The sequence below is a fragment of the bacterium genome, assembly GCA_022616075.1.
GTDB lineage: Bacteria > Acidobacteriota > HRBIN11 > JAKEFK01 > JAKEFK01 > JAKEFK01.
Genome location: JAKEFK010000360.1, coordinates 18,095 through 39,009, shown reverse-complemented (window position 1 = coordinate 39,009; position 20,915 = coordinate 18,095). Strand labels below are relative to the sequence as shown.

At 48.0% G+C, this 20,915-nt stretch carries 21 protein-coding genes; 19 read left to right on the top strand and 2 right to left on the bottom strand.

The features are described 5' to 3' along the window. Positions 1 to 12: 12 nt before the first annotated feature. From L0156_27565 to L0156_27500, 14 genes are all read left to right on the top strand, one after another. Entirely contained in the window at positions 13 to 642 is a 630-nt protein-coding gene (locus L0156_27565; GenBank protein ID MCI0606761.1) for a hypothetical protein, read from the top strand. Between the two features lie 80 nt (positions 643 to 722). Further along, a complete protein-coding gene (locus L0156_27560; GenBank protein MCI0606760.1) occupies positions 723 to 2,906 on the top strand; it encodes a PKD domain-containing protein in 2,184 nt (727 codons plus the stop codon). 68 nt (positions 2,907 to 2,974) lie between these two features. Beyond that, a complete protein-coding gene (locus tag L0156_27555; GenBank protein ID MCI0606759.1) occupies positions 2,975 to 4,414 on the top strand; it encodes a PKD domain-containing protein in 1,440 nt (479 codons plus the stop codon). 137 nt (positions 4,415 to 4,551) lie between these two features. Beyond that, complete coding sequence (locus tag L0156_27550) at positions 4,552 to 5,850, top strand: tetratricopeptide repeat protein (GenBank protein MCI0606758.1); 1,299 nt, start codon at positions 4,552 to 4,554, stop codon at positions 5,848 to 5,850. Positions 5,851 to 5,860: 10 nt separating this feature from the next. Continuing rightward, complete coding sequence (locus tag L0156_27545; GenBank protein ID MCI0606757.1) at positions 5,861 to 6,217, top strand: hypothetical protein; 357 nt, start codon at positions 5,861 to 5,863, stop codon at positions 6,215 to 6,217. Continuing rightward, on the top strand, positions 6,217 to 6,699 hold the full coding sequence (gene accB / locus L0156_27540; protein MCI0606756.1) for an acetyl-CoA carboxylase biotin carboxyl carrier protein: 483 nt from the start codon (positions 6,217 to 6,219) through the stop codon (positions 6,697 to 6,699). The genes L0156_27545 and accB overlap by 1 nt, the downstream gene beginning before the upstream one ends. Positions 6,700 to 6,792: 93 nt before the next feature. Further along, positions 6,793 to 8,184: an acetyl-CoA carboxylase biotin carboxylase subunit gene (gene accC, locus L0156_27535; protein ID MCI0606755.1), complete on the top strand. Its 1,392-nt coding sequence runs from the start codon at positions 6,793 to 6,795 to the stop codon at positions 8,182 to 8,184. Between the two features lie 69 nt (positions 8,185 to 8,253). Beyond that, positions 8,254 to 8,883, top strand: a complete 630-nt coding sequence (thiE, locus tag L0156_27530; GenBank protein MCI0606754.1) for a thiamine phosphate synthase — start codon at positions 8,254 to 8,256, stop codon at positions 8,881 to 8,883. Then, complete coding sequence (locus tag L0156_27525; GenBank protein MCI0606753.1) at positions 8,880 to 9,464, top strand: DUF4416 family protein; 585 nt, start codon at positions 8,880 to 8,882, stop codon at positions 9,462 to 9,464. Before thiE ends, L0156_27525 begins: the two co-directional genes overlap by 4 nt. A gap of 169 nt (positions 9,465 to 9,633) precedes the next feature. Continuing rightward, entirely contained in the window at positions 9,634 to 10,470 is an 837-nt protein-coding gene (locus L0156_27520; GenBank protein ID MCI0606752.1) for a tetratricopeptide repeat protein, read from the top strand. A gap of 13 nt (positions 10,471 to 10,483) precedes the next feature. Next, positions 10,484 to 11,215 (top strand): energy transducer TonB, encoded by a 732-nt coding sequence (locus L0156_27515; protein ID MCI0606751.1) that lies wholly within the window; start codon positions 10,484 to 10,486, stop codon positions 11,213 to 11,215. Positions 11,216 to 11,234: 19 nt separating this feature from the next. Next, positions 11,235 to 11,930, top strand: coding sequence for a MotA/TolQ/ExbB proton channel family protein (locus tag L0156_27510; protein ID MCI0606750.1), 696 nt, complete (start codon positions 11,235 to 11,237; stop codon positions 11,928 to 11,930). Continuing rightward, on the top strand, positions 11,911 to 12,330 hold the full coding sequence (locus L0156_27505; protein ID MCI0606749.1) for a biopolymer transporter ExbD: 420 nt from the start codon (positions 11,911 to 11,913) through the stop codon (positions 12,328 to 12,330). Before L0156_27510 ends, L0156_27505 begins: the two co-directional genes overlap by 20 nt. 16 nt (positions 12,331 to 12,346) lie before the next feature. Beyond that, positions 12,347 to 12,769 (top strand): biopolymer transporter ExbD, encoded by a 423-nt coding sequence (locus L0156_27500; GenBank protein MCI0606748.1) that lies wholly within the window; start codon positions 12,347 to 12,349, stop codon positions 12,767 to 12,769. A 134-nt stretch (positions 12,770 to 12,903) separates the two neighbouring features. Here L0156_27500 and L0156_27495 read toward each other — a convergent pair whose 3' ends face one another. Continuing rightward, positions 12,904 to 13,476 carry an outer membrane beta-barrel protein gene (locus L0156_27495; protein MCI0606747.1) on the bottom strand — a complete coding sequence of 191 codons (573 nt, stop codon included), beginning with the start codon at positions 13,474 to 13,476 and terminating at the stop codon, positions 12,904 to 12,906. A 93-nt stretch (positions 13,477 to 13,569) separates the two neighbouring features. Then, positions 13,570 to 15,984, bottom strand: a complete 2,415-nt coding sequence (locus tag L0156_27490) for a sodium-translocating pyrophosphatase (GenBank protein ID MCI0606746.1) — start codon at positions 15,982 to 15,984, stop codon at positions 13,570 to 13,572. Positions 15,985 to 16,216: 232 nt separating this feature from the next. On the opposite strand from L0156_27490, the gene L0156_27485 reads away from it, so the two are divergent. Genes L0156_27485 through L0156_27465 form a run of 5 tightly spaced genes read left to right on the top strand, consistent with a single transcriptional unit; the run spans position 16,217 to position 20,909 of the window. After that, a complete protein-coding gene (locus L0156_27485; protein MCI0606745.1) occupies positions 16,217 to 17,347 on the top strand; it encodes an ABC transporter substrate-binding protein in 1,131 nt (376 codons plus the stop codon). Positions 17,348 to 17,394: 47 nt separating this feature from the next. After that, on the top strand, positions 17,395 to 18,450 hold the full coding sequence (locus L0156_27480; protein MCI0606744.1) for a branched-chain amino acid ABC transporter permease: 1,056 nt from the start codon (positions 17,395 to 17,397) through the stop codon (positions 18,448 to 18,450). Continuing rightward, positions 18,447 to 19,436 carry a branched-chain amino acid ABC transporter permease gene (locus tag L0156_27475; protein ID MCI0606743.1) on the top strand — a complete coding sequence of 330 codons (990 nt, stop codon included), beginning with the start codon at positions 18,447 to 18,449 and terminating at the stop codon, positions 19,434 to 19,436. The genes L0156_27480 and L0156_27475 overlap by 4 nt, the downstream gene beginning before the upstream one ends. A gap of 4 nt (positions 19,437 to 19,440) precedes the next feature. Continuing rightward, a complete protein-coding gene (locus tag L0156_27470) occupies positions 19,441 to 20,202 on the top strand; it encodes an ABC transporter ATP-binding protein (GenBank protein MCI0606742.1) in 762 nt (253 codons plus the stop codon). Next, positions 20,202 to 20,909 carry an ABC transporter ATP-binding protein gene (locus L0156_27465; GenBank protein MCI0606741.1) on the top strand — a complete coding sequence of 236 codons (708 nt, stop codon included), beginning with the start codon at positions 20,202 to 20,204 and terminating at the stop codon, positions 20,907 to 20,909. The genes L0156_27470 and L0156_27465 overlap by 1 nt, the downstream gene beginning before the upstream one ends. The last annotated feature ends 6 nt before the right edge of the window (positions 20,910 to 20,915 follow it).

Genomic DNA, 20,915 nt, shown 5'->3' with positions numbered 1-20,915 from the left:
AGGAGTATGAACATGAAAAACTTTAGTTTTAGACCAGCATTCTTGATGGTTTTGGCTGTTGCCCTGATTAGCTATGCCTGCACCGAAGTGGAAGACAGTTCGGAGTCGGCATCGCTGCTTGTTGTGTCGGAAGTTACAGGCGTTCCCGGCGGAGAAGGGGAAGAGGATGGTGTACCGCTTCTCTCAGATACGTGTGATAACGCCAATGATGAGATTCAGGATCCTGCCTTCTGCGCTGTTTTCAATGACAATGCTGAAGTTACTTTCGACAACCATTATCTACAGATTGGACCTGGAGCCGGGTTCAATCCAAGTTTCATGAACGACATCATCGTTACTCAATTTCGAGTTGACTTCGTCAGACCTAATAATCGCAACACTCCGGGCGTAGATGTTCCATTTGGAATTGACGGAACCATGAATGTTCGGGTGAACGTGGATTCTACTGCTTCAGGGTCAATCCTGATTGTTCGTCACGTTGCAAAGCGCGAGCCTCCTCTTGCTCAACTTGTCTTCGGCGGCGAGGATGTCTTGACGGCCAACGCCCAGATGCGGTTTTTTGGTCATGACATTGCAGGTAGAAACGTAACAGCGGTCGGATTACTGGAAGTTCACTTCGCCAATTTTGCCGAGAGTGAATGAGAAACCGTGAACATTCCAAAATGAATAGCGATGAATTGTTGCAAGATCGGTTTTAAGCGTATGTTTGTTTGGAGGGAATTATGAAAAGCAAATTAAGAGCAGGGACTCCAATGATTGCTTTGGCTTTCATCGGTATTGCCGTTCTGTTCATAGCGAGCTGCAGTACGGATGAGGTCGATATTCCGGATCTGACCGGCCCAAGCGGGACGCGATTGTTTATAACGATCGAAGCAAGTCCGGATTCGGTTTTTATTCGGAAACCAAGCGCCACTCCCGATAGATCGAACATTACAATACAGTTGAAGAATCAACTCGGGGCTGGCGTTCCGAATGCCAGAATCAAACTTCGCCTCACAAATATTGAAGGCTCAGAAGTTGGAATCGGATCTCTTGACGCCAACACTGTTGTAACTGATTCCGGCGGCTTCGCCCGGGTAACTTATACCGCTCCCTCCACAGCAGAACAACCGGTAAACACTCGAGTTTTCATTACTGCGATTCTGACCGATCCTGCATATCCATTTGAAGTGGTTACCCGGCACCCACTGGATTTAGAGCTCACCAAGCCGTTTGATTGCGTTGCCGGCCCCGGGGCTCCAGAAATTAGCTTTACAATTACTCCAGCATCACCGGCTGAGGATGAACAGGTCTGTTTCGATGCTCAGGGTACTGTAGACAACGGCACAATTATTTCCTTCAGCTGGACATTTGGGGATGGAGGTTCGAGTTCAGGCGTATTTGTGTGCCATACATACACAAGCAATGGGAGCTTCCCTGTAACGCTGTTTGTTGTCGATGATGATGCGAACTGCGTTAGCTTGACCAGACTTGTAGAGGTAAACGAGGGTGATGAGCCAACCTGCGATTTCACCATCAGTCCGAACCCCGTGAGTACGGACACTCAGGTGTTCTTCGATGCTTCCACAAGCGAGGATCCCGATGGTAACATCGTTTCCTTCCAATGGAATTTCGGCGATGGCAGTACCGCCAGCGGAGAAAAGGTCACACACTCGTACAACTTCACAGGCACATTTACCGTTTCTCTGACGATCCGAGACAACGCCGGCAACGAAGTAGTGTGTACACAAACTGTTAGCGTTGGTACCGGATTCCCAACCTGTACGTTTGATTTCACTCCTAGCGATCCTGATACAGAAACGGTCGTATCGTTCGATGGATCAGCGAGTACAGATCCTGAAGGTGGAGTGCTTACGTTTGACTGGGATTTTGCTGATGGCGGCACTGACACTGGCCCCGTTGTGACTCATCAGTTCCTAACTGAAGGTTCATTCATTGTGGAACTGACTGTAACGGATCCGGAAGGTAACGCTACTCAGTGCACAGAGGCAGTTGTTGTCGGTGAAGCACCAGTACCGACCTGTACGTTCGATAGCGATCCGAACCCATCCTGTACCGGTCAGAACGTGACTTTCGATGCAAGCGCATCCGATCCGAATGACACGGTACTAACATTTGAATGGGATTTCGATTGTACTAACCCACCGAATCCAGACACGGTTGATTCTACGCAAGGGCCGATTGCTATCACTTCGTTCCCGACTGCGGGTATTGTTGATGTCTGTCTGCGTGTCACGAATGACGACGCAAGCACTCAGGTTTGTAGCAGACCGCAGGTTGTTACCGAGGCTCCAGACATCGATGATGCGAATCCATTCGATCCGGATAGCGGAGCCATTGGCGATGCAGTCCAGATCTTCGGAAGCGGATTTGTAAGTGCCGCAAACGGAGGCGCTCTCAGCTTTGGGACCCAGGATCAACCTAGCTTCACCGTAAACGGGCCAGGTACAGTGATTACAACCACTGTTCCGGCTGGAGCCACTGATGGTCCGATTACCTTCACCAACGATTGCGGTGGAGACGTTAGCAACGTGGACTTTGATGTGGAAGAAACTATGTCTATCAGCAATGGGGTTCCCTCTCCTGCTAATGAAGGAGTAGCTATTACATTCACAGTCACGTTGTCCAGCGCACGCAGCGTCCAAACTGACGTTGATTTTGCAACGGGTGGCGGTAATGCTACCGGAGCTGCTGTCTGCAACGGAACTACGGATGACTATGAATCTGAAGCTGGTACGTTGTCAATTCCTGCAGGATCAACTACAGGTGACATCGTGGTAAACACCTGTGCGGATACCGATACACCAGAAGTTCAGGAAACGTTTAATGTAACTCTCAGCAACCCGTCTGCTGGAGTTACAATCACTGATAATCAAGGTGTAGGTTCGATTGCTGACGTTCCGTAAGTGTACTTTCTAAACCTGAGGGGGCCATTTTTGGCCCCCTCTTTTATTTTGTATACTATTTTGTTGTTATGAAGATTTTTCGTTTTTGGTTTTTGCCATTTGTGCTTGCAGGAACGCTTGTTGTTTGCAAGCAAGTTGATTTAACAGCTCCGACCGGCGCAGAGATCCATCTTACAGCGCAACCGCTCAGCATTAATTTTGGTGCAACTTCAAACCTTACGGTTACAGGAACGCGTGAGGGTGGTGCGCCTCTACCTGATGGAACTGTGATTCGATTCACAGTAAGCGACAACCTGGGAGCCATTACACCGAATCCTGTGGAAACCACAAACGGAATCGCAACCGCTACGTTTATCGCCGGGCAGAGGTCCGGCACTGCGATTATTACAGCGTTTTCAGGTGAAATCATTTCCGATCCAACAGCTGATATTGTAATCGGCGAAGCGCGCGTCGAACGGTTAATACTCACAGCGAATCCATCTTCTTTGCCGCCTGAAGGTGGCAAAGTGCAGTTGAATGCGTTTGTACGGGATGACCAGGGGAATCCGGTTTCAGGAGTACAGGTTTTCTTTTCAACAGATGCCGGCACATTGGCTTCCCAGGGTGATCCGGTGCGCACCAATGCGCAAGGTGTTGCGAAGGATCGATTGACTACTGACGAAGACGCTACGGTTACTGCGATCGCAGGTGATCAGGAAGAGCAGGTGACTATTTCTCTGGGAACACAAACCGGCCCGGAGTGCGGCTCATTTGTCGCTCCCACAACAGCGGCCATTGGCCAGGAAATTTCTTTTGTCGATGACAGCACCGAAGGAGACAGCACACTACGCACCTCCACTTGGGATTTTGGAGACGGCGCTTCAGCAAACGGTTTTGTGGTTACGCACTCGTACGATGAAGCAGGCACTTTTGTTGTGGTGCACACGATCACCGATTCGCGAGGATTAAGCGACACTTGCACTCCGATCGAGATCACCGTGCAAGAAGGTGAACCTCCTGTTTGTGGCTTTGATGTTGCGCCGACAGATCCGGATGTAGGAGAGCAGGTTTCGTTTGCGGATACAAGCACCGATCCGGATGGGACGATCCAGCAGTCGGATTGGGACTTCGGCGATTCGAACACAGCCACCGGATTCTCCACCACTCATACTTATACGTCGGCAGGAAGCTTCATCGTGCGTCATACGGTCACCGACGATCAGGGGCTTAGCAGTAGCTGCACCGCCACGGTGAACGTTTCGTTTGTCGGTACAGAGCCTTTCTGTGCTTTTGAGCGCACCAATTCAGGTTCTTTAACAGCGACTTTTGATGCTTCAGCAAGCGAAGACACGGATGAAAACGGAGAATCAATAGTTACTTTTCAATGGGACTTTGGTGACGGAGAAACGGACACCGGGCAGATCGTCAACCACGTCTATGATGTAGCCGATACCTATACTGTAATCTTAACAATTACAGATGATGAAGGGGACACTGCCGTCTGCAGTGACGATTTCGTGATTCCGTGAGGCGGTGGCCCCGTACGTTTGATTAGTGGATGCTTTTCAAAGTATAATTTTTAACTACCTGAAGGGCGAAGTGTTTTCCTGGCTCGAGGCCGGAAAATGCTTCGATTTTGCAGTCCTCGAATAGTCCTATGCCGTCAATGACAAAATCCATAGAAAAACTTCAAAAAAAACTGGACAAAGCTCCCAATTCCACGATTTTCTTTCAGTTAGCCGAGGAGCATCGAAAAGAAGGGAATCTAGAAGACGCTCTCCGGATATTGAAAGAAGGTTTGTCTCGTCATCCCAGCTATTGGTCGGCGAGAGTGACTCTGGGTCGGGTTTACCATCAGATTGGCAAAGCCGAGCTGGCAAGGGAAGAACTGGAGAAAGTGATTCAGGCCGTTCCCGATAACCTGCTTGCCAATAAGCTCCTGGGTGACATTTACATGTTTATGGATCATCCTACAGAGGCGCTAAAGCGGTACCGGATCGTGCAGATGTTGAATCCGTCTGACGAGGAAGTGGTTACTCTAATCAAAAGACTGGAGTCAGAGATTAGGAAACCGGGACCAGTTCCTGAACCGCCCCCTCTACCGAAACCATTTGTGGAAGTGACTAAACCATCTGTGGAGCGCACAGAACCGGTTATAGCCGATGAGGAAAGCTACGCGCCAACAATTCAGATGCGGATCCCCGAATTCCTGGAAAAAACAGAAGTGCCCGTAAATACAGCGGAAGCAACAAGGCAGGAAGCAGTCGCTGCAGTAGAGGAAGTCAAGAGTTCCGCAACTGAGGAAGAGCCGGTTTTACCGTCGGTGGAGGAACTCGAGAGTGTGGAGGAGTCTGAGATGGCTTCAGACACACTGATTTTGGAACATCCGGAAATTGTAGAAGAGTACAAGGCACAGATTCAAGCGCAACAATCGGAAGAAATCGATCAATCAGAGGAACTATCTAGCCTCGCCGGCTTGCTGCTGGCAGGTGACAGCATGACGGTTGAAGAGCATCAGTTCGATGAATTGGAATCTGAACTGATGGACGATTCCGAATTTGAACGGGAAGAAGTGATGGTAAGGGATGCGCAGACGGACCGGACACAACCAATCGATGAAGGGGAAGAAGCGGAGATTGAAGACGCCGAAGAGCTCACAACGGAAACGCTCGCCGAACTGTATTTGAGTCAAGGCCTGGTTGATAAGGCGGTCAAAGTCTATCAAAGACTTCTGCTGAATGATCCCGGAAATTTGCAAATCCTTCAGCGACTAAAAGAGCTTAGTCCTGAAGTTGCAGAAGAGCCTGTTTATCAGGAAGAAGAGGTTCTGGTTGTTCAGCCTGAGCAACCAAAAGGAATGGAATCTGCGGTTATAGAAGAGTTGGCCCGCCGGGATGAAGCGCGTAGGCGCAAGATTACAACGCTTGAAAACTGGCTAACGACGATCCGTCGCGAACGCGACTAGGCAGGGGGTTATGTTTTTAGAAACGCTCAGGGAGATAGCAGACCGGTTTCAAAATATGCATTGTATCTTTTTAATGGGAATGGACGGTCTGCCTGTAGAGAAAGTCGTCCGGGATGAGACCTTCAACATGGATGCCGTAACCGCTGAATTTACAACGGTTGTGAAGGTCACAGCTGCGTCCACGGGGGAAGTAAACGCAGGAAGCGTCGATGAAATTCTAATTCTGTCGGACAAAATGATTCTTTTAACAAAGAGCATTACTTCTCAGTATTTCTTACTATTAGTTTTACCGGCGGATGGAAATATGGGACGCGCCCGCTTCGAATTAAAGAAAGCGAAATATGTGCTGGAAAAGGAATTTGTCTAATGTCCGATGAACGCGTTGATCTAAATCTTGAAGAATTGAAGGAATTGATCCGCTTATTGCGGGAGAGCAACGTAACTGAGTTTGAATTTCGTAAAGCAGATTATCGATTGCGAATCCGTCAGGGTAACATCATTGAGGAAACACCAGTCCGTATCTCTGCCGGCAATGGTGAAGAACAGGTGGTGATTACACAATCACCTGAAGCGCGGCCGGAACCGGTCGCGATCGGAGAACAGGAAAACTTTCACGAAGTTCGTTCTCCTATTGTTGGAACCTTTTACCGTTCCTCCAGTCCCGGATCTTCAGCTTTCGTTGAAGTGGGGGACCATGTTCGGCAAAATCAGGTGTTATGTATTGTGGAAGCAATGAAAATCATGAATGAAATAGAGTCCGATGTGGAAGGAGAAATTCGCGCAATCCATGTATCGAACGGACAACCGGTGGAGTTCGGAGAGCTCCTCTTCAGCATCAAACCAGTATGATTTTTTTACCGCAGAGGACGCAGAGAGCGCAGGGTTCCTTAAGAGAATTTTCTAAAATCCTCCGCGGTCTCGGCGTTCTCTGCGGTGAAAAAAATGTTTAATAAGGTACTCATAGCGAATCGCGGTGAAATCGCATTACGTATCATTCTTGCGTGCAAAGAGCTGGGGATCAGCACCGTTGCCGTTTATTCCGAAGCGGATCGCAACTCCCTGCATGTTCGCTTTGCGGATGAAGACATCTGCATCGGTCCTCCGGAAAGCACGGGCAGCTATTTGAATATTCCCAATATCATTTCCGCCGCGGAAATTACAGGAGTGGACGCCGTGCATCCGGGCTATGGTTTCCTTTCGGAGAATGCGAATTTTGCAGAGATTTGCGAAACGTGCAACATCAAGTTTATCGGGCCGCGTCCACACGCGATCCGGTTGATGGGCGATAAGGCGGAAGCGCGCAGAATTGCGAACGAAGCCGGAGTCCCGATCATTCCAGGATCGGATGGAGTCATCACATCGGAAGAGCATGCGTTGCAGATAGCCGAGGATCTGGGTTTTCCGATCATCTTGAAAGCAGTAGCCGGCGGTGGAGGCCGCGGAATGCGCGTTGTGGAAAATTCCACTGAATTGAGCACTGCATTCCGGATGGCGCAAAGAGAAGCGGCAAGCGCTTTTGGCGTCCCTGAGCTGTATCTGGAAAAGTATATGCAAAGGCCAAGACATATTGAATTTCAGGTCTTGGCTGATGAGCAAGGAAATCTTGTGCATTTGGGTGAGCGTGAATGCTCCGTTCAGCGAAGGCACCAGAAGATGATCGAAGAATCTCCTTCCGTACGAATGAATCAGGAATTGCGAATGCAAATGGGAGATGCGGCTCTTCGAGTTGCTCGCGCCGTCGATTATGTGAACGCAGGAACAGTCGAGTTTCTTGTAGACGCAACCGGCAATTTCTATTTTCTCGAAATGAATACTCGCATTCAGGTCGAACATCCTGTAACGGAAATGGTAACCGGTTTGGATTTGCTATACCTCCAAATGCGTATTGCTGCGGGACGTGAACTTCCTTTTTCACAGGAAGATGTTGAATTTCGTGGCCATGCAATCGAGTGCCGCATCAATGCGGAAGATCCGGTCACGTTTCAACCCTCACCAGGGAAGATTACAGCATTTCACGTTCCCGGCGGACCCGGTGTCAGAGTGGATACTGCAGCCTATGCTGAAGGTGTGATTCCTCGCTATTACGATTCGATGATCGCCAAAGTAATTGTGCATGCGCCGCACCGAAAAGCGGCGATATCGCGCATGAAGCGCGCGCTCGACATGATGATTGTGGAAGGGATTAAAACAAACCTTTCGCTTCACAAGAAAGTTCTTGAAGATGAAGATTTCGTGCGTGGCGACATTGATACAAATTTCATGCGACGTTATGATGCCAAAGAGCGCCGTACCACTCTCTTCTCAGAACCCGCCGGTGTTTCGCGAGTCCTTTAACGCAAAGACGCGAAGACGCCAAAGAATTAAATCATTTTTTCTTTGCGCCTTGGCGTCTTTGCGTTGAAAATGATTGTCGGTCTTCCGCGTGCTCCATTTTTGTATCCGATTCTGGATACTGATTTCAGCGAAGATCCCTTACAGGACGCACGCAAAATCATCCGGGCTGGGGCTAAAATTCTCCAGTTGCGCGCAAAAAATTTACCAAAACGCGCGATTTACGAGCTGGTAGTTGATCTTGCCTCGCTATGCAAGGAGAATCAAGTTTCTTGTCTTGTGAACGATTGGGTCGATATAGCTCTGATTACGGAAACGTCGGGTGTTCACCTTGGCCAGGAAGATTTTCCTGTTGAACAAGCTCGTCCGCTATTAGACCGAAAAATCCTGGGTCTTTCTACTCACAATAAGGCACAGTTTGAGCTTGCGAACCGGCTTCCAATCGACTATATTGCGGTTGGTCCGGTTTATGAAACTCACACCAAACGGAGCTCTAATCCGGCTTTGGGAATACCCGGTATCATCCCTTTACTCAAAGGGAAATCCAAACCAGTGGTCGCAATTGGTGGCATTCGCCAGGATCACTTCGCGGAACTTCTCGCCGCAGGGGTCGACGGGATCGCTCTTATATCTGAACTCCACCGGCACGGAGATCTCTACGATACCGTTTCCAGGTTACTGAAATCGTTAAACGAAACATGAAGAAGTTCGATGTTCCACTGCCCGTAAAGCTCATCTGCGGTCTCTTATATAAGGAAGAAAAGTGGTGCAAACAGGCTCTAACTGATTTCGAAACTGAATTTGGAGAGATTGATTATCAATCGAATCCATTGGAATTTCACTTCACGGACTATTATTTCAAAGAAATGGGGCAACCTCTGATGCGCCGTTTTATCAGTTTTTCACGACTGGTAGATCCGGCAGACCTGGCGGTCATTAAGGTTTGGACAAACTCTCTCGAAGAAAAATACTCGCAGCTGGACACGGAAAAGAGGGTCCTCAATATTGATCCGGGCTACTTAAGCCTGACCGCTTTCATTCTTGCCACCTCCAAGAACTATGCCCACCGGATTTACCTGGGGAAAGGAGTTTTTGCGCAGCAAGAATTACTCTTCGAGAGAAGAAAAATCCAGACATTGGATTGGACGTATCCCGATTACCGCTCTTATGAATATCAGGAAATATTGAAGAAAATCCGGGAAATCTACGCAAACCAATTAAAAATGAAATCAGACAGGAACTTTTCCTCTTTTACTGTGTCCAAAATACATGAATCTTCCTGAAGAGGCATATTGACAATTGAACTGTCTCGAGTATAAATATACAGCAGGTTTTCCATTGTCCTCGCCAGGGACGGCCGGGCCAAAAGAGTTCTTTTTTCCCCAGCTTCTGGCTCAAAAAGTCCAAACAGGTCAGAAGGGCGAGGGGGAGTTGCCTTCAAGGATGGAGCTTATGAATCGAAGAAATATCGTATCGCTTTTTCTTGTCTTTTTCGTATCCCTTACATTTATTTCCTGTAAACGATTCCAGGCAAAAATGGAAGTCAAAAAAGGAAATGATTATTACAAAGCAAGAAAGTACGAAGACGCAATTAAGGCCTATAAATCAGCTCTGGAAAAGGATCCGGGCCTGGATACGGTCCACTTGAATCTGGGCCTAAGCTACATGGCCCTCTATGTTCCCGGCTCTACCCATCCGAAAGACCTCGAATACGTGGATAGAGCGATCGCTTCGTTCAAAGAATATCAAAAAAGCAATCCTGATGATACGAAAGTAAATGAGTATTTGATCAATATGTATCTGAATGCGGACCGGAAGGATGATGCCATCAAATACTTTGAGGAACAGCTCGCCCGCGACAATACAAATACCGCTTTCATGCAGAAACTGGCTTTTCTTTACGCGCAATCCGGCAAATTTGATGAGGCGTTAAAATGGTATGAACGGCGCGCGCAAGTTGAACCAAATAATGCGGAAGCCTATTATATTATTGGGGTTATCTGCTGGGAGAAATCCTACAAGTTTGCTGACATCACACCTGAGGAACGGGAGCGAGTTATCAAATCCGGTATGGCGGCTCTCGAAAAAGCCATTAGGATCAATTCCAAATATGCGGACGCCTATCTCTACATGAACCTTTTGTTACGGGAAAAAGCGAAATTGATTTCGTTAGATCCGGCAACTGTGCCTGAAGATAGGGTAGAAGAATATAACGCGCTGCTTGAGAAAGCGAAGGAATTTCAGCAGAAGGCCGTGGCATTGCGCTCGGCGGCAAATCAGCCCTCATAAAGGAGGTTTTTCTATGTGGGAAAAAACATTAATTGAATCGAGAGGAACAACGGAAGGGAAACGAAAATGGTTAACCGTTCCGCTCTCGATGTTTTTACATGGCGTTGCTATAGCCATTATTATCGGTGCGTCTTACTGGTTTGTGGAAGCCGTCCAGCCGCCGCCGATCCCGGTTACTCTGTTTTCAGCTCCACCGCCACCACCGCCGCCTCCTCCGGCAGCTCCTAAGAAGAAAGAGGTGAAGCCAAAAGAGGAAATCAAACCAGTTGAGCCAACAAAAGAATTTCAACCGGTTGACATACCGGAAGAATTACCGACACCCGAAGATATGTCTGAGGATGAAGACACTGGCGTTGAAGGCGGAGTGGAAGGTGGTGTGGAAGGCGGAGTAGAAGGTGGTGTTACAGGTGGCGTTCTTGGCGGAGTTATTGGAGGCACGCCCGGTGCCGAAGAAGTTCCGATGCGGATTACGGCTGAAGTAAAGCAGCCTGTATTAGTAAAAAAAGTAGAACCACCGTATCCGGAAATCGCACGTAAGGCACGCATTCAGGGTATCGTTATTCTGGAAGCGGTCATTACGAAAACGGGAAGCGTTGAAGAAGTAAAAGTCTTGCGCGCTTTGCATCCGATTCTGGATCAAGCCGCTGTAAATGCAGTGAGACAGTGGAAATACCAGCCGGCAACATTGAACGGTCGTCCTGTTAAGGTATACTTTACCGTGACTGTAAACTTTACACTTCGTTAATCGGTTTAGGAGGAACGTTATGGAATTTGGAATAGTACACCTTTGGACCTCTATGGGCTACCTGGCCAAAAGCGTCGTCATCCTTCTGGCCCTGATGTCCATTTATTCCATTGGTCTGATGATTGAGAGATACTTGACCTTTAATGCGGCCAAAAAACAATCTCTCAAATTCGCGACACAGGCAACCCAGCTTTTAAAACAAAACAAGCTAAAAGAAGTCATTGCCGCTTCCAAAAACTACAAAAAGAGCCATCTGGCGAAAGTGGTTTCAGCAGGCTTGTATGAATTTACCTACGAAACAGAAAATCCTGGCGCAGCAGCGGAGTTTGATGTCGTGGAAGCTGCAAAGCGCGCGATCGAACGCGAAGCCACGATGACATCCGCTGAATTCAAGCGTGGTCTTGGCGGTCTGGCTACGATCGGAACAACTGCGCCCTTTATCGGATTGTTCGGAACAGTTGTCGGAATCATTAATGCATTTCGCGGCATGGCTATGACAGGATCCGGTGGTCTCGGTGCCGTATCCGCCGGGATCGCAGAGGCTCTGGTCACTACAGCATTTGGTCTGTTTGTGGCCATCCCTGCTGTTTGGATGTATAACTATTTCATGAACCGCATAGAGCGGTTCAATATTGAAATGGGCAATTCTTCCAACGAGCTGCTGGATTACTTCATCAAGCGGCGTGGGGGAGTCAATGCAAGTCGGGTCAGTTGACGTACCAGAAGTAAAATCTGATATAAACGTAACTCCGCTGGTTGACGTTGTTCTCGTTTTGTTGATTATCTTTATGGTTGTTACACCCATGCTGCAGAAAGGTGTGAACGTCATGCTTCCATTAACAACCAACCCGGATAAGAAACCGGATAACGAGAATCAATTGATTGTCTCGGTAAAATCCGATTCCACAATCTACATTGATACGAACTGGGTTCCCAAAACTGATTTTGTGACGCAGATGAAAGAAATGTATCAACGTAGCCCCGGAAAGGAGATCATGATCAAAGGGGACAGCCGCCTTCGCTACAAAGACATCAAGAAAGTCATGGACATGATCAATGAAGCCGGTTATGAAAATGTCGGTTTAATCACGGAAAGGGTTCCCGAAGCGTCTTAGAATTTGAGGTGAGACTATGGCAATGGCACTCGGGGGCAAAGGCTCCCTGCAGTCTGATATTAATGTTACACCGCTTGTCGATGTCGTTTTGGTGCTGCTGATCATCTTCATGGTCGTCACACCACTGCTGCAAATGGGTTACGACGTTAATGTTCCGCCAAAGGCTACGGCGGATACATCACAGGTTATTTCCAAGGAGCAGCTGGTGGTAACACAGGTAAACAAGGATAAAGTCTATCTGAACCGGGAACAGGTCGATATCAAGCAACTTCCTCTAAGGCTCAGTGACATTCTTAAACACCGGCGCGACAAAACAGTTTTCTATTCTGCTGACGACGAGTTGAACTACGGGCTTGTGATGGAAACCATGGATTTGATTCGGAATGCCGGAGCAGACAGGATTGGAATTATCACAGACAAGGTGACCGTTCCTTCGTAGATACGAACTACTTCTTGATTTTGGCCTCGCACTGTGTGAGGCCTTTTTCTTTTTAGCGCAGAGGAATGAGAACGCTGAGACTAGCTCCAATATTCTTTTCTTTACGTCCTCTGCGTTCTCTGCGGTGAATCTTTTTAGTCGAAGTAGAAACGCAAGCCACCGTAGGCTTTAAACACAGTCTGCGTATCGAGATCGTCATCTCGGAAGATGAAATCATCGCGGATGGCCACTGTGAAATCCACCGAGTGAGCAATAGGAATATCTAAACCCCACAGAATCTGCAACCCCAAACGTGTTTCTTCAAGATCCGGATTGTTTTTGGGAGGATTCACGTCTTGTTCCGTCTCTCTCTTCCGCCAATGGGCTGCTGCGCCACCACCCGCATACATTCCTATATCACCCCAGGATCCGATAAAAAGAACGTTTCCGCCGGCATGGATATCTCTCAAACTGTAAATCAGAACACCATTCTGCAGCTGCACTCTTTCAGCTTCATTCTGTTTCCAATAGCCAAAATCAGGTTCAATTGCCCAGTTATCGTCAAAGTGAAAACGAGCTCCTGCTGTGATGTACCAGGTTACGTCGATATTTTCTGGCCAGGCCAAACCACCGGCTACAGCCACGCTGTTTCTACCTTGACCGGCATACGCCGTGCCTGAGCCAAACAGAATACATCCAAGAACTATTGCAAGTAAGAATTTCTTCAAGGTAACCCCTCCTCGTAGCGGAATTTATCGAGATCAAGAATTGCTTGACCGACACTGCATTATACAACAAGCGTTGGGCGAGCGGGCAACGTACTATTTCTGGGTTTGAATACGCATTCCGTAGAAGGAACGCCTTACGAAAAAGACGGAGACCAGAAAGAACACACCAGCGAGAATGTGGGCAATATCAGGATTCATTTCGATTGCAAGCTCAACGGCCAGTAGCCCAAAAAGAGTTGTGAACTTGATGATTGGATTCATCGCTACGGAGGAAGTGTCTTTGAAAGGATCGCCAACAGTATCACCCACAACGGTGGCGGCATGAAGTGGAGTTCCTTTTTGATTTAATTCTACTTCAACCACCTTTTTCGCGTTGTCCCAAGCGCCACCGGCATTGGCCATAAAGATTGCCTGGTAAAGTCCAAAAAGAGCGATGGAGATGAGGTAACCGATAAAGAAAAAAGGTTCCAGACAGGCAAACGCCAGAGTTGCAAAAAGGACACATAAAAAGATATTGAACATTCCTTTTTGCGCATACTGGGTACAAATTTCAACTACGCGCTTGCTGTCTTCCACGGATGCTTTCTGAGCTTCGTTGTCCAGCTTGATGTTCTTCTTAATGAATTCGACAGCACGGTACGCGCCGGTGGCAACAGCTTGAGTTGCGGCTCCAGTAAACCAGTAGATCATTGCCCCACCGGTAACAAGACCCAGCAAAAATGGTGGATGAAGAAGTGAAAGCTGATCCAGCCCTTCGGTCAAACCACTGGTCAATATAACGATGATGGAAAATATTAAGGTTGTCGCGCCGACTACGGCAGTCCCGATCAATACTGGTTTGGCGGTCGCTTTGAACGTATTTCCTGCTCCGTCATTTGCTTCGAGATACTTCTTCGCACGTTCGAAGGCCGGTGTGAAGCCAAAATCCTTCTTGATTTCATCTTGAATTCCTGGCTGGGTTTCAATCACCGAAAGTTCGTAAACCGATTGTGCATTATCCGTGACCGGACCATAGGAATCGACTGCGATTGTGACCGGACCCATTCCTAGAAATCCGAAGGCAACCAGTCCAAAAGAAAAAATCGCAGGAGCCACCATCAAAACAGCAAGCCCCATCGTGCTAATGTAATAAGCAATCCCCATTAAAGTGACGATCGCAATACCCATCCAGTAAGCGCTAAAATTGCCTGCGATAAACCCTGACAAAATGTTGAGGGATGCGCCGCCCTCTCTGGAGGAGGTCACGATTTCTTTTACGTGAGCCGATTCAGTCGAAGTAAATACTTTTACAAGCTCCGGGATCAACGCTCCTGCAAGAGTGCCACAACTAATAATCATGGAAAGTTTCCACCAGAGAGTGCCGTCACCAAGGTTCGGGATCAAGTAATAAGACGCAAGAAAAGTCATTCCCATTGAAATAAACGAAGTGATCCAGACCAGTGAGGTAAGGGGAATTTCAAAATTGAACTCTTCCGAGTTCCCGTAGCGGGCTTTTGCCCACATTTGATTAATCCAGTAGGAAACTCCGCTGGTGATAATCATCAGAATTCGCATCACAAAAATCCAGACAAGAAGCTGTGCCTGTGTGGATGCATAGTCCGGTCCTGCGGTGGCTTCATTGACTGCCAGGATAATAAACGTGATTAAGGCCACTCCGGTGACACCGTAGGTTTCAAATCCATCTGCAGTTGGTCCGACTGAATCTCCTGCGTTATCTCCCACGCAATCCGCGATGACGCCTGGATTCCTAGCATCATCTTCTTTGATATTGAAAACAATCTTCATCAGATCGGAGCCGATATCCGCTATCTTTGTAAAGATTCCACCCGCTATTCGCAGAGCAGCGGCTCCGAGGGATTCGCCGATCGCGAAACCGATGAAACAGGGACCAGCGTAATCACCGGGAATGAACAGAAGAATGCCGAGCATGATGATTAATTCAACGGAAATCAGAAGCATGCCTACACTCATTCCAGCCTTTAACGGAATGTCGTAGGTTGGATAGGGACATCCACCGAGCGAAGCGAATGCTGCCCGCGAATTCGCGAAAGTATTGATGCGCATCCCGAACCATGCGACACAGTAACTGCCCGCGATTCCAACAAGACTGAAGACGAGAATGATGATCACTCGATCGAGAGGTAGATGTCGCAACCAGTAGAAATACACGAACATAATAAAACCGATCAATAACTCCAGTTTCAAGATGAATTTACCCTGTGTGATCAGATAGCTCTTGCAGGTTTCGTAGATCAACTCGGAAATCTCTTTCATGGATCGATGCACAGGTAAACCCTTCAGTTGCCGGTACATAATCATTCCAAACAGCATTCCAAAGACACAAACTGCCAGACCGACTAGCAGTAAATTGAATCCGGTTACCCCCTGAAACGTTTCCGCCTCAAGGTCTGGCAAAATGAGATCCGCTTCACTGGCCGATGAGTGGGCCGGCGCTAGAATAGCTACCGCGAAAAAGGTCAGTAAAATCCCGAGTCTACGTGTGTGCATATTTTCTCCCTATTTAAGAAGCCGATGATTCTATCATTAAGAGTTCAAAGTGTTCAAGGGGTTCAAGTTGTTCAAGGTCGTCGTCTTGACAAAGGGCTTTTTTTTAACTTAACTATGACAAGCAAAAGTTCCGAGTAATGAGCAATGAGTCATGAGTTGAGACGGTAAGCCGCCTCTAATTTGGTCTCATTGCTCATTACTCATTGCTCATTGCTTCTTACTGAGAGGAATCATGAAGACAAGATTCATGTTGTGTCTTTTAATCATTTTCTGCGTCCTCATTTCGATTTCCTGCAAAAAGCAAGAATCTGAAATAGTAATTGGTGAATACGGATCACTCACCGGAACGACTGCGACATTTGGAATTTCTACACGAAATGGCGTCGATCTGGCTATTGACGAAGTGAATCAATCGGGTGGATTGCTGGGTAAAAAGGTTCGTGTGATCGTGGAAGATGATCAGGGAAAACCTGAAGAGGCGCAAACGGTCGTGACGAAATTGATTAATAAGGACCGCGTCGTTGCGGTTCTCGGCGAAGTTGCCTCATCGCGTAGTCTTGCCGCTGCTCCCGTGTGCCAGAGTAATCGAATTCCGATGATCACTCCATCGTCGACGAATCCGAAAGTCACACAAATTGGAGATTTTATTTTCCGGGTCTGTTTCATCGATCCATTTCAGGGCTTTGTGATGGCCAAATTTGCGTCGCAGACCTTGAAAATGAAGAACGTTGCCATTCTCCGCGATATCAAAAATGATTATTCCGTGGGACTTGCGGATGTTTTTGTCGAGAATTTCAAAAAAATGGGCGGGAACATCGTTACGGATCAAAGTTATAGCGAAGGGGATACTGATTTCAGCGCTCAATTGACTTCTATTCAATCTGCCAATCCGGAAGCGATTTTTGTGCCAGGCTACTACACCGAAGCAGGCTTGATCGCGCGGCAGGCACGAAAGCTCGGATTCACAATTCCTCTGATGGGAGGAGATGGTTGGGACTCGCCGAAATTGTGGGAGATTGGAGGTGAAGCGCTCAACGATTGCTATTATTCAAATCATTATTCAGTTGATGATCCAAGCCCGGCGATCCAGAAGTTTGTGGCCGACTACAAGAAACGTTACAACCAGGTACCGGATGCCCTTGCGGCGCTTGGCTACGATGCAGCGCGCATTCTGTTCCACGCCTTACGAACTGCTGGAACAACGGAAGCCACCAAAGTCCGTGACGTCATTGCTCAGACCAAAGGTTTTGCGGGGGTGACCGGCAGCATTACGATTGATTCCAATCGAAACGCAGTCAAACCGGCCGTCGTTCTTCGTGTAAAAAATGGCAAGCTCGAATACGTTGAAACGGTCAAACCATAATACCGGCTTGAGCCTCTTGAAACACTTGAACGTTTTGAGCCTTCCCCATGGGTAGTTTCCTCCAACAGTTACTGAACGGAATCGTGCTGGGCAGCATGTATGCTCTGATTGCGCTCGGTTACACCATGGTTTACGGTGTATTGCGGCTGATCAATTTTGCCCATGGTGATGTCTACATGTTCGGAGCTTTCATGGGCTATTATCTCTCCCGGTACATTCGTGGCTCCGGAGAAGGATCATACCTGTACGCTTTATTCATTATGTTCGGATCCATGGTGCTTTCTGCTGCGCTGGGAATTTTCATTGAGCGATATGCTTACCGTCCTGGCCGCAGTGGGGCAAAACTGGCCCTGGCATTCTGGCTGGGAATTCTAGGCGCAGTCCTGGGCCGATTTGTATCAGCATCGATGATATCGATCCTTGTTGGCACTTTGATTGGCGGTCTAGTCGGCTATTTTCTTGAAAAATATTTCATCCGAACCATTCCACGCGCCTCGCGGCTTGCTCTCCTCATCCTGGCGATCGGCGTTTCTATGTTTTTGGAAAATGGCGGACAATTGGTTTTTGGAGCCGACCCAAAGTTTTTTCCACAGATCGTTTCTGCTAAGCAATTGAACATTGGCGGTCTGAGCTTAAACAATCAGCAAATCACTGTTTTTGTTATGGCAGTCATTTTGATGATCCTGTTAAATGCAATTGTCAACTACACAAAAACAGGGAAGGCAATGCGCGCCGCTGCATTTAATCTGGATGCGGCAAAACTGATGGGGATCAATACAGACCGAATCATAGCTGCTACATTTGCGCTGGGTTCCGCTCTGGCAGCGGCTGCCGGTATCCTGGTCTCTTTGAATTACCCCAAGATCGATCCGCTCATGGGCATCATGCCCGGTCTGAAAGCATTTGTTGCGGCCGTGCTCGGCGGGATCGGAAACATCCCTGGTGCAATGCTTGGCGGGTTCATTATCGGGATTGCGGAGGTCATGGTCGTCGGATATCTCGAATCCACTTATCGTGATGCGATTGCGTTCTCGATTTTGATTTTGATTTTGCTATTGAAACCCGCAGGCATCATGGGGAAGGGTTTGGTGGAAAAGGTATGAAGAAGTGGCTGCTGGTCCTTGGCGCAATTGTTCTTCTGATTGTCCTCCAACTCACCGTTGTGGACGGTCTTTTGCTTGGTGGCCCGATCCAACAGGGTCCATATATCCATCAGATTCTGATTCTGGTCGGGATCAACGTCATCTTATCGGTAAGTCTGAACCTCATTAATGGTTTCACGGGTCAATTTTCGATTGGTCATGCAGGTTTCTTCGCAGTGGGCGCCTATACGTCTGCTTTTATCATCAGCACGGTCGGCGATTCCGTTCGAAATGTTGTTTCGTTTCTACCCTCTACCGGTCAGGATGCAGTGCTTTTACTGGTGGGAATTCTGGCAGGAGCTCTGCTGGCTGGAGTTGCAGGATTGGCTGTGGGAATCCCTTCGTTGCGTTTAAGAGGTGATTACCTTGCCATCGTCACTCTCGGTTTCGGAGAAATCATCCGTGTGTTTATTCTGAATATCGATGCCATTGGCGGTTCGAGAGGTTTTACGGGCATTCCGCGCTTGAGTAACTTTTTCTGGGTGTATCTGTTTGTTGTCTTGACCGTAATGACCGTTCAAAATCTTATTTATTCAAGTTACGGTCGCGCATTCATTTCCATACGCGATGATGAAATCGCCGCTGAAGCGATGGGTGTGGACACAACGCGTTTTAAAGTTATGTCCTTTGTGATCAGCTCGATGTTTGGTGGAATTGCCGGAGGGCTTTTCGGGCATTTCACGATGTACCTGCATCCGAATACGTTCACCTTTATCAAGTCGTTTGAAATCATAATCATGATTGTGATTGGAGGTCTCGGAAGTATTGAGGGCTCGATTCTGGGAGCCGTTTTAATCACCGTGATCCTGGAAGTATTTCGCGGGTTTGGTCCTTACCGGCTTGTAATTTTTTCTATCACTTTGATTCTGATTATGATCTATCGTCCACAGGGCATTATGGGATCCAAAGCCTTATTCCTCAAACCGAAGCGCTTCACTGCAAGGTGAATGGATGCAGATTCTGGAAGTCGATAACTGCATAAAAAGTTTTGGCGGACTCGTAGCCGTAAAAGATCTAAACATGCTTATAAACCAGGGAGATCTGTACGGTTTAATTGGACCGAACGGCGCAGGCAAGACGACGATCTTCAACTTGATTACCGGAGTCTACAAGCCGGACCAGGGCACGATCAAGCTGGAAAGGAAGGAGATTCAGGGTGAGAAACCTTCTTCGATCGCGGCGCTTGGAATTTCGCGAACTTTCCAGAACATCAGGCTCTTTCAAAGCATGACCGTGCTGGAAAATGTAAAGCTGGCCCGGCATATGCGCCGCAGCCAGAAGTTAGTGGACGCCGTTTTGCGCACACGGTCCCTTCATACTGAAGAGGAGGAGATTGAGCATGATGCGCTGGAGCTATTAAAGATCTTCAAGCTGGATACGGTTGCCTTTGAGCTTGCGAATAATTTGCCTTATGGTTCTCAGCGTCGTCTCGAGATTGCCCGTGCGCTTGCCACCAAACCGAAACTCCTGTTGCTGGATGAACCGGCTGCCGGAATGAACCCTCAGGAAGCATCCGAGCTGATGCATCTCATCCGCTGGATCCGCGATCACTTCCACATTACTATCTTATTAGTAGAACACAACATGAAGGTTGTGATGGGCGTATGCGAAATAATTCAATGCATTGATTACGGGGAAACGATTGCAATCGGCGGACCGAAAGAGATCCAGGATAATCCGGCAGTAATCGAAGCTTATCTGGGGGGCGCCTGATGTTAACCCTCCAAAACATCTCCAGTGGATACGGAGCCATTGAGGCTTTAAAAGGGATCAATATTCACGTGGAAAAGGGAGAAATTGTAACTCTGATTGGCGCGAATGGCGCCGGCAAATCAACGACGCTCAGAACAATAACGGGGCTTGTTCAGGCTCGAAGCGGTAACATCCTGTTTGAAGGAAAGCGATTGAACGATGTTCCTACGCACAAACTTGTTGCACTGGGAATTTGCATGGTCCCGGAAGGAAGAGCGGTTTTTGCGAATCTCACCGTAATGGAAAATTTGGAGATGGGCGCGTATCTTCAACGAGATCGTGCAAAGAGCAAGGCATCTCTGGAGCGCGTATTTGGCCTTTTCCCGCGTCTGAATGAACGGAGAAAACAGTCCGCAGGCACTCTAAGCGGCGGTGAACAGCAAATGCTTGCGATTGGTCGCGCTCTCATGGCTTGTCCCCGACTTCTGCTTCTCGATGAACCTTCGCTCGGTCTGGCTCCTCTACTGGTTCATACGATTTTTGAAGCGATCGATTTGATCAACAAGGAAGGGACTACTATTTTGCTCGTTGAGCAAAATGCGAATGCTGCTTTGCGGCACTCGCATCGTGGCTATGTTCTGGAAACAGGCCAGATTGTCATGGATGGCCCTTCAGCACAGCTGGCTGCCGATCAACGAGTCAAAGAAGCCTATCTCGGAGAAAAGTAAGCAAAG

Excerpts from the sequence above, each read along its gene's own strand:
- L0156_27520 (MCI0606752.1), top strand. The coding sequence starts at position 9,634 with ATGAATCGAAGAAATATCGTATCGCTTTTTCTTGTCTTTTTCGTATCC.
- L0156_27550 (MCI0606758.1), top strand. The coding sequence starts at position 4,552 with ATGACAAAATCCATAGAAAAACTTCAAAAAAAACTGGACAAAGCTCCC.
- L0156_27475 (MCI0606743.1), top strand. The coding sequence starts at position 18,447 with ATGAAGAAGTGGCTGCTGGTCCTTGGCGCAATTGTTCTTCTGATTGTC.
- L0156_27470 (MCI0606742.1), top strand. The coding sequence starts at position 19,441 with ATGCAGATTCTGGAAGTCGATAACTGCATAAAAAGTTTTGGCGGACTC.
- L0156_27505 (MCI0606749.1), top strand. The coding sequence starts at position 11,911 with ATGCAAGTCGGGTCAGTTGACGTACCAGAAGTAAAATCTGATATAAAC.
- L0156_27490 (MCI0606746.1), bottom strand. The coding sequence starts at position 15,984 with ATGCACACACGTAGACTCGGGATTTTACTGACCTTTTTCGCGGTAGCT.
- accB (MCI0606756.1), top strand. The coding sequence starts at position 6,217 with ATGTCCGATGAACGCGTTGATCTAAATCTTGAAGAATTGAAGGAATTG.
- L0156_27480 (MCI0606744.1), top strand. The coding sequence starts at position 17,395 with ATGGGTAGTTTCCTCCAACAGTTACTGAACGGAATCGTGCTGGGCAGC.
- L0156_27485 (MCI0606745.1), top strand. The coding sequence starts at position 16,217 with ATGAAGACAAGATTCATGTTGTGTCTTTTAATCATTTTCTGCGTCCTC.
- L0156_27515 (MCI0606751.1), top strand. The coding sequence starts at position 10,484 with ATGTGGGAAAAAACATTAATTGAATCGAGAGGAACAACGGAAGGGAAA.
- L0156_27465 (MCI0606741.1), top strand. The coding sequence starts at position 20,202 with ATGTTAACCCTCCAAAACATCTCCAGTGGATACGGAGCCATTGAGGCT.
- L0156_27565 (MCI0606761.1), top strand. The coding sequence starts at position 13 with ATGAAAAACTTTAGTTTTAGACCAGCATTCTTGATGGTTTTGGCTGTT.
- L0156_27510 (MCI0606750.1), top strand. The coding sequence starts at position 11,235 with ATGGAATTTGGAATAGTACACCTTTGGACCTCTATGGGCTACCTGGCC.
- thiE (MCI0606754.1), top strand. The coding sequence starts at position 8,254 with ATGATTGTCGGTCTTCCGCGTGCTCCATTTTTGTATCCGATTCTGGAT.
- L0156_27545 (MCI0606757.1), top strand. The coding sequence starts at position 5,861 with ATGTTTTTAGAAACGCTCAGGGAGATAGCAGACCGGTTTCAAAATATG.
- L0156_27525 (MCI0606753.1), top strand. The coding sequence starts at position 8,880 with ATGAAGAAGTTCGATGTTCCACTGCCCGTAAAGCTCATCTGCGGTCTC.
- L0156_27500 (MCI0606748.1), top strand. The coding sequence starts at position 12,347 with ATGGCAATGGCACTCGGGGGCAAAGGCTCCCTGCAGTCTGATATTAAT.
- L0156_27560 (MCI0606760.1), top strand. The coding sequence starts at position 723 with ATGAAAAGCAAATTAAGAGCAGGGACTCCAATGATTGCTTTGGCTTTC.
- accC (MCI0606755.1), top strand. The coding sequence starts at position 6,793 with ATGTTTAATAAGGTACTCATAGCGAATCGCGGTGAAATCGCATTACGT.
- L0156_27555 (MCI0606759.1), top strand. The coding sequence starts at position 2,975 with ATGAAGATTTTTCGTTTTTGGTTTTTGCCATTTGTGCTTGCAGGAACG.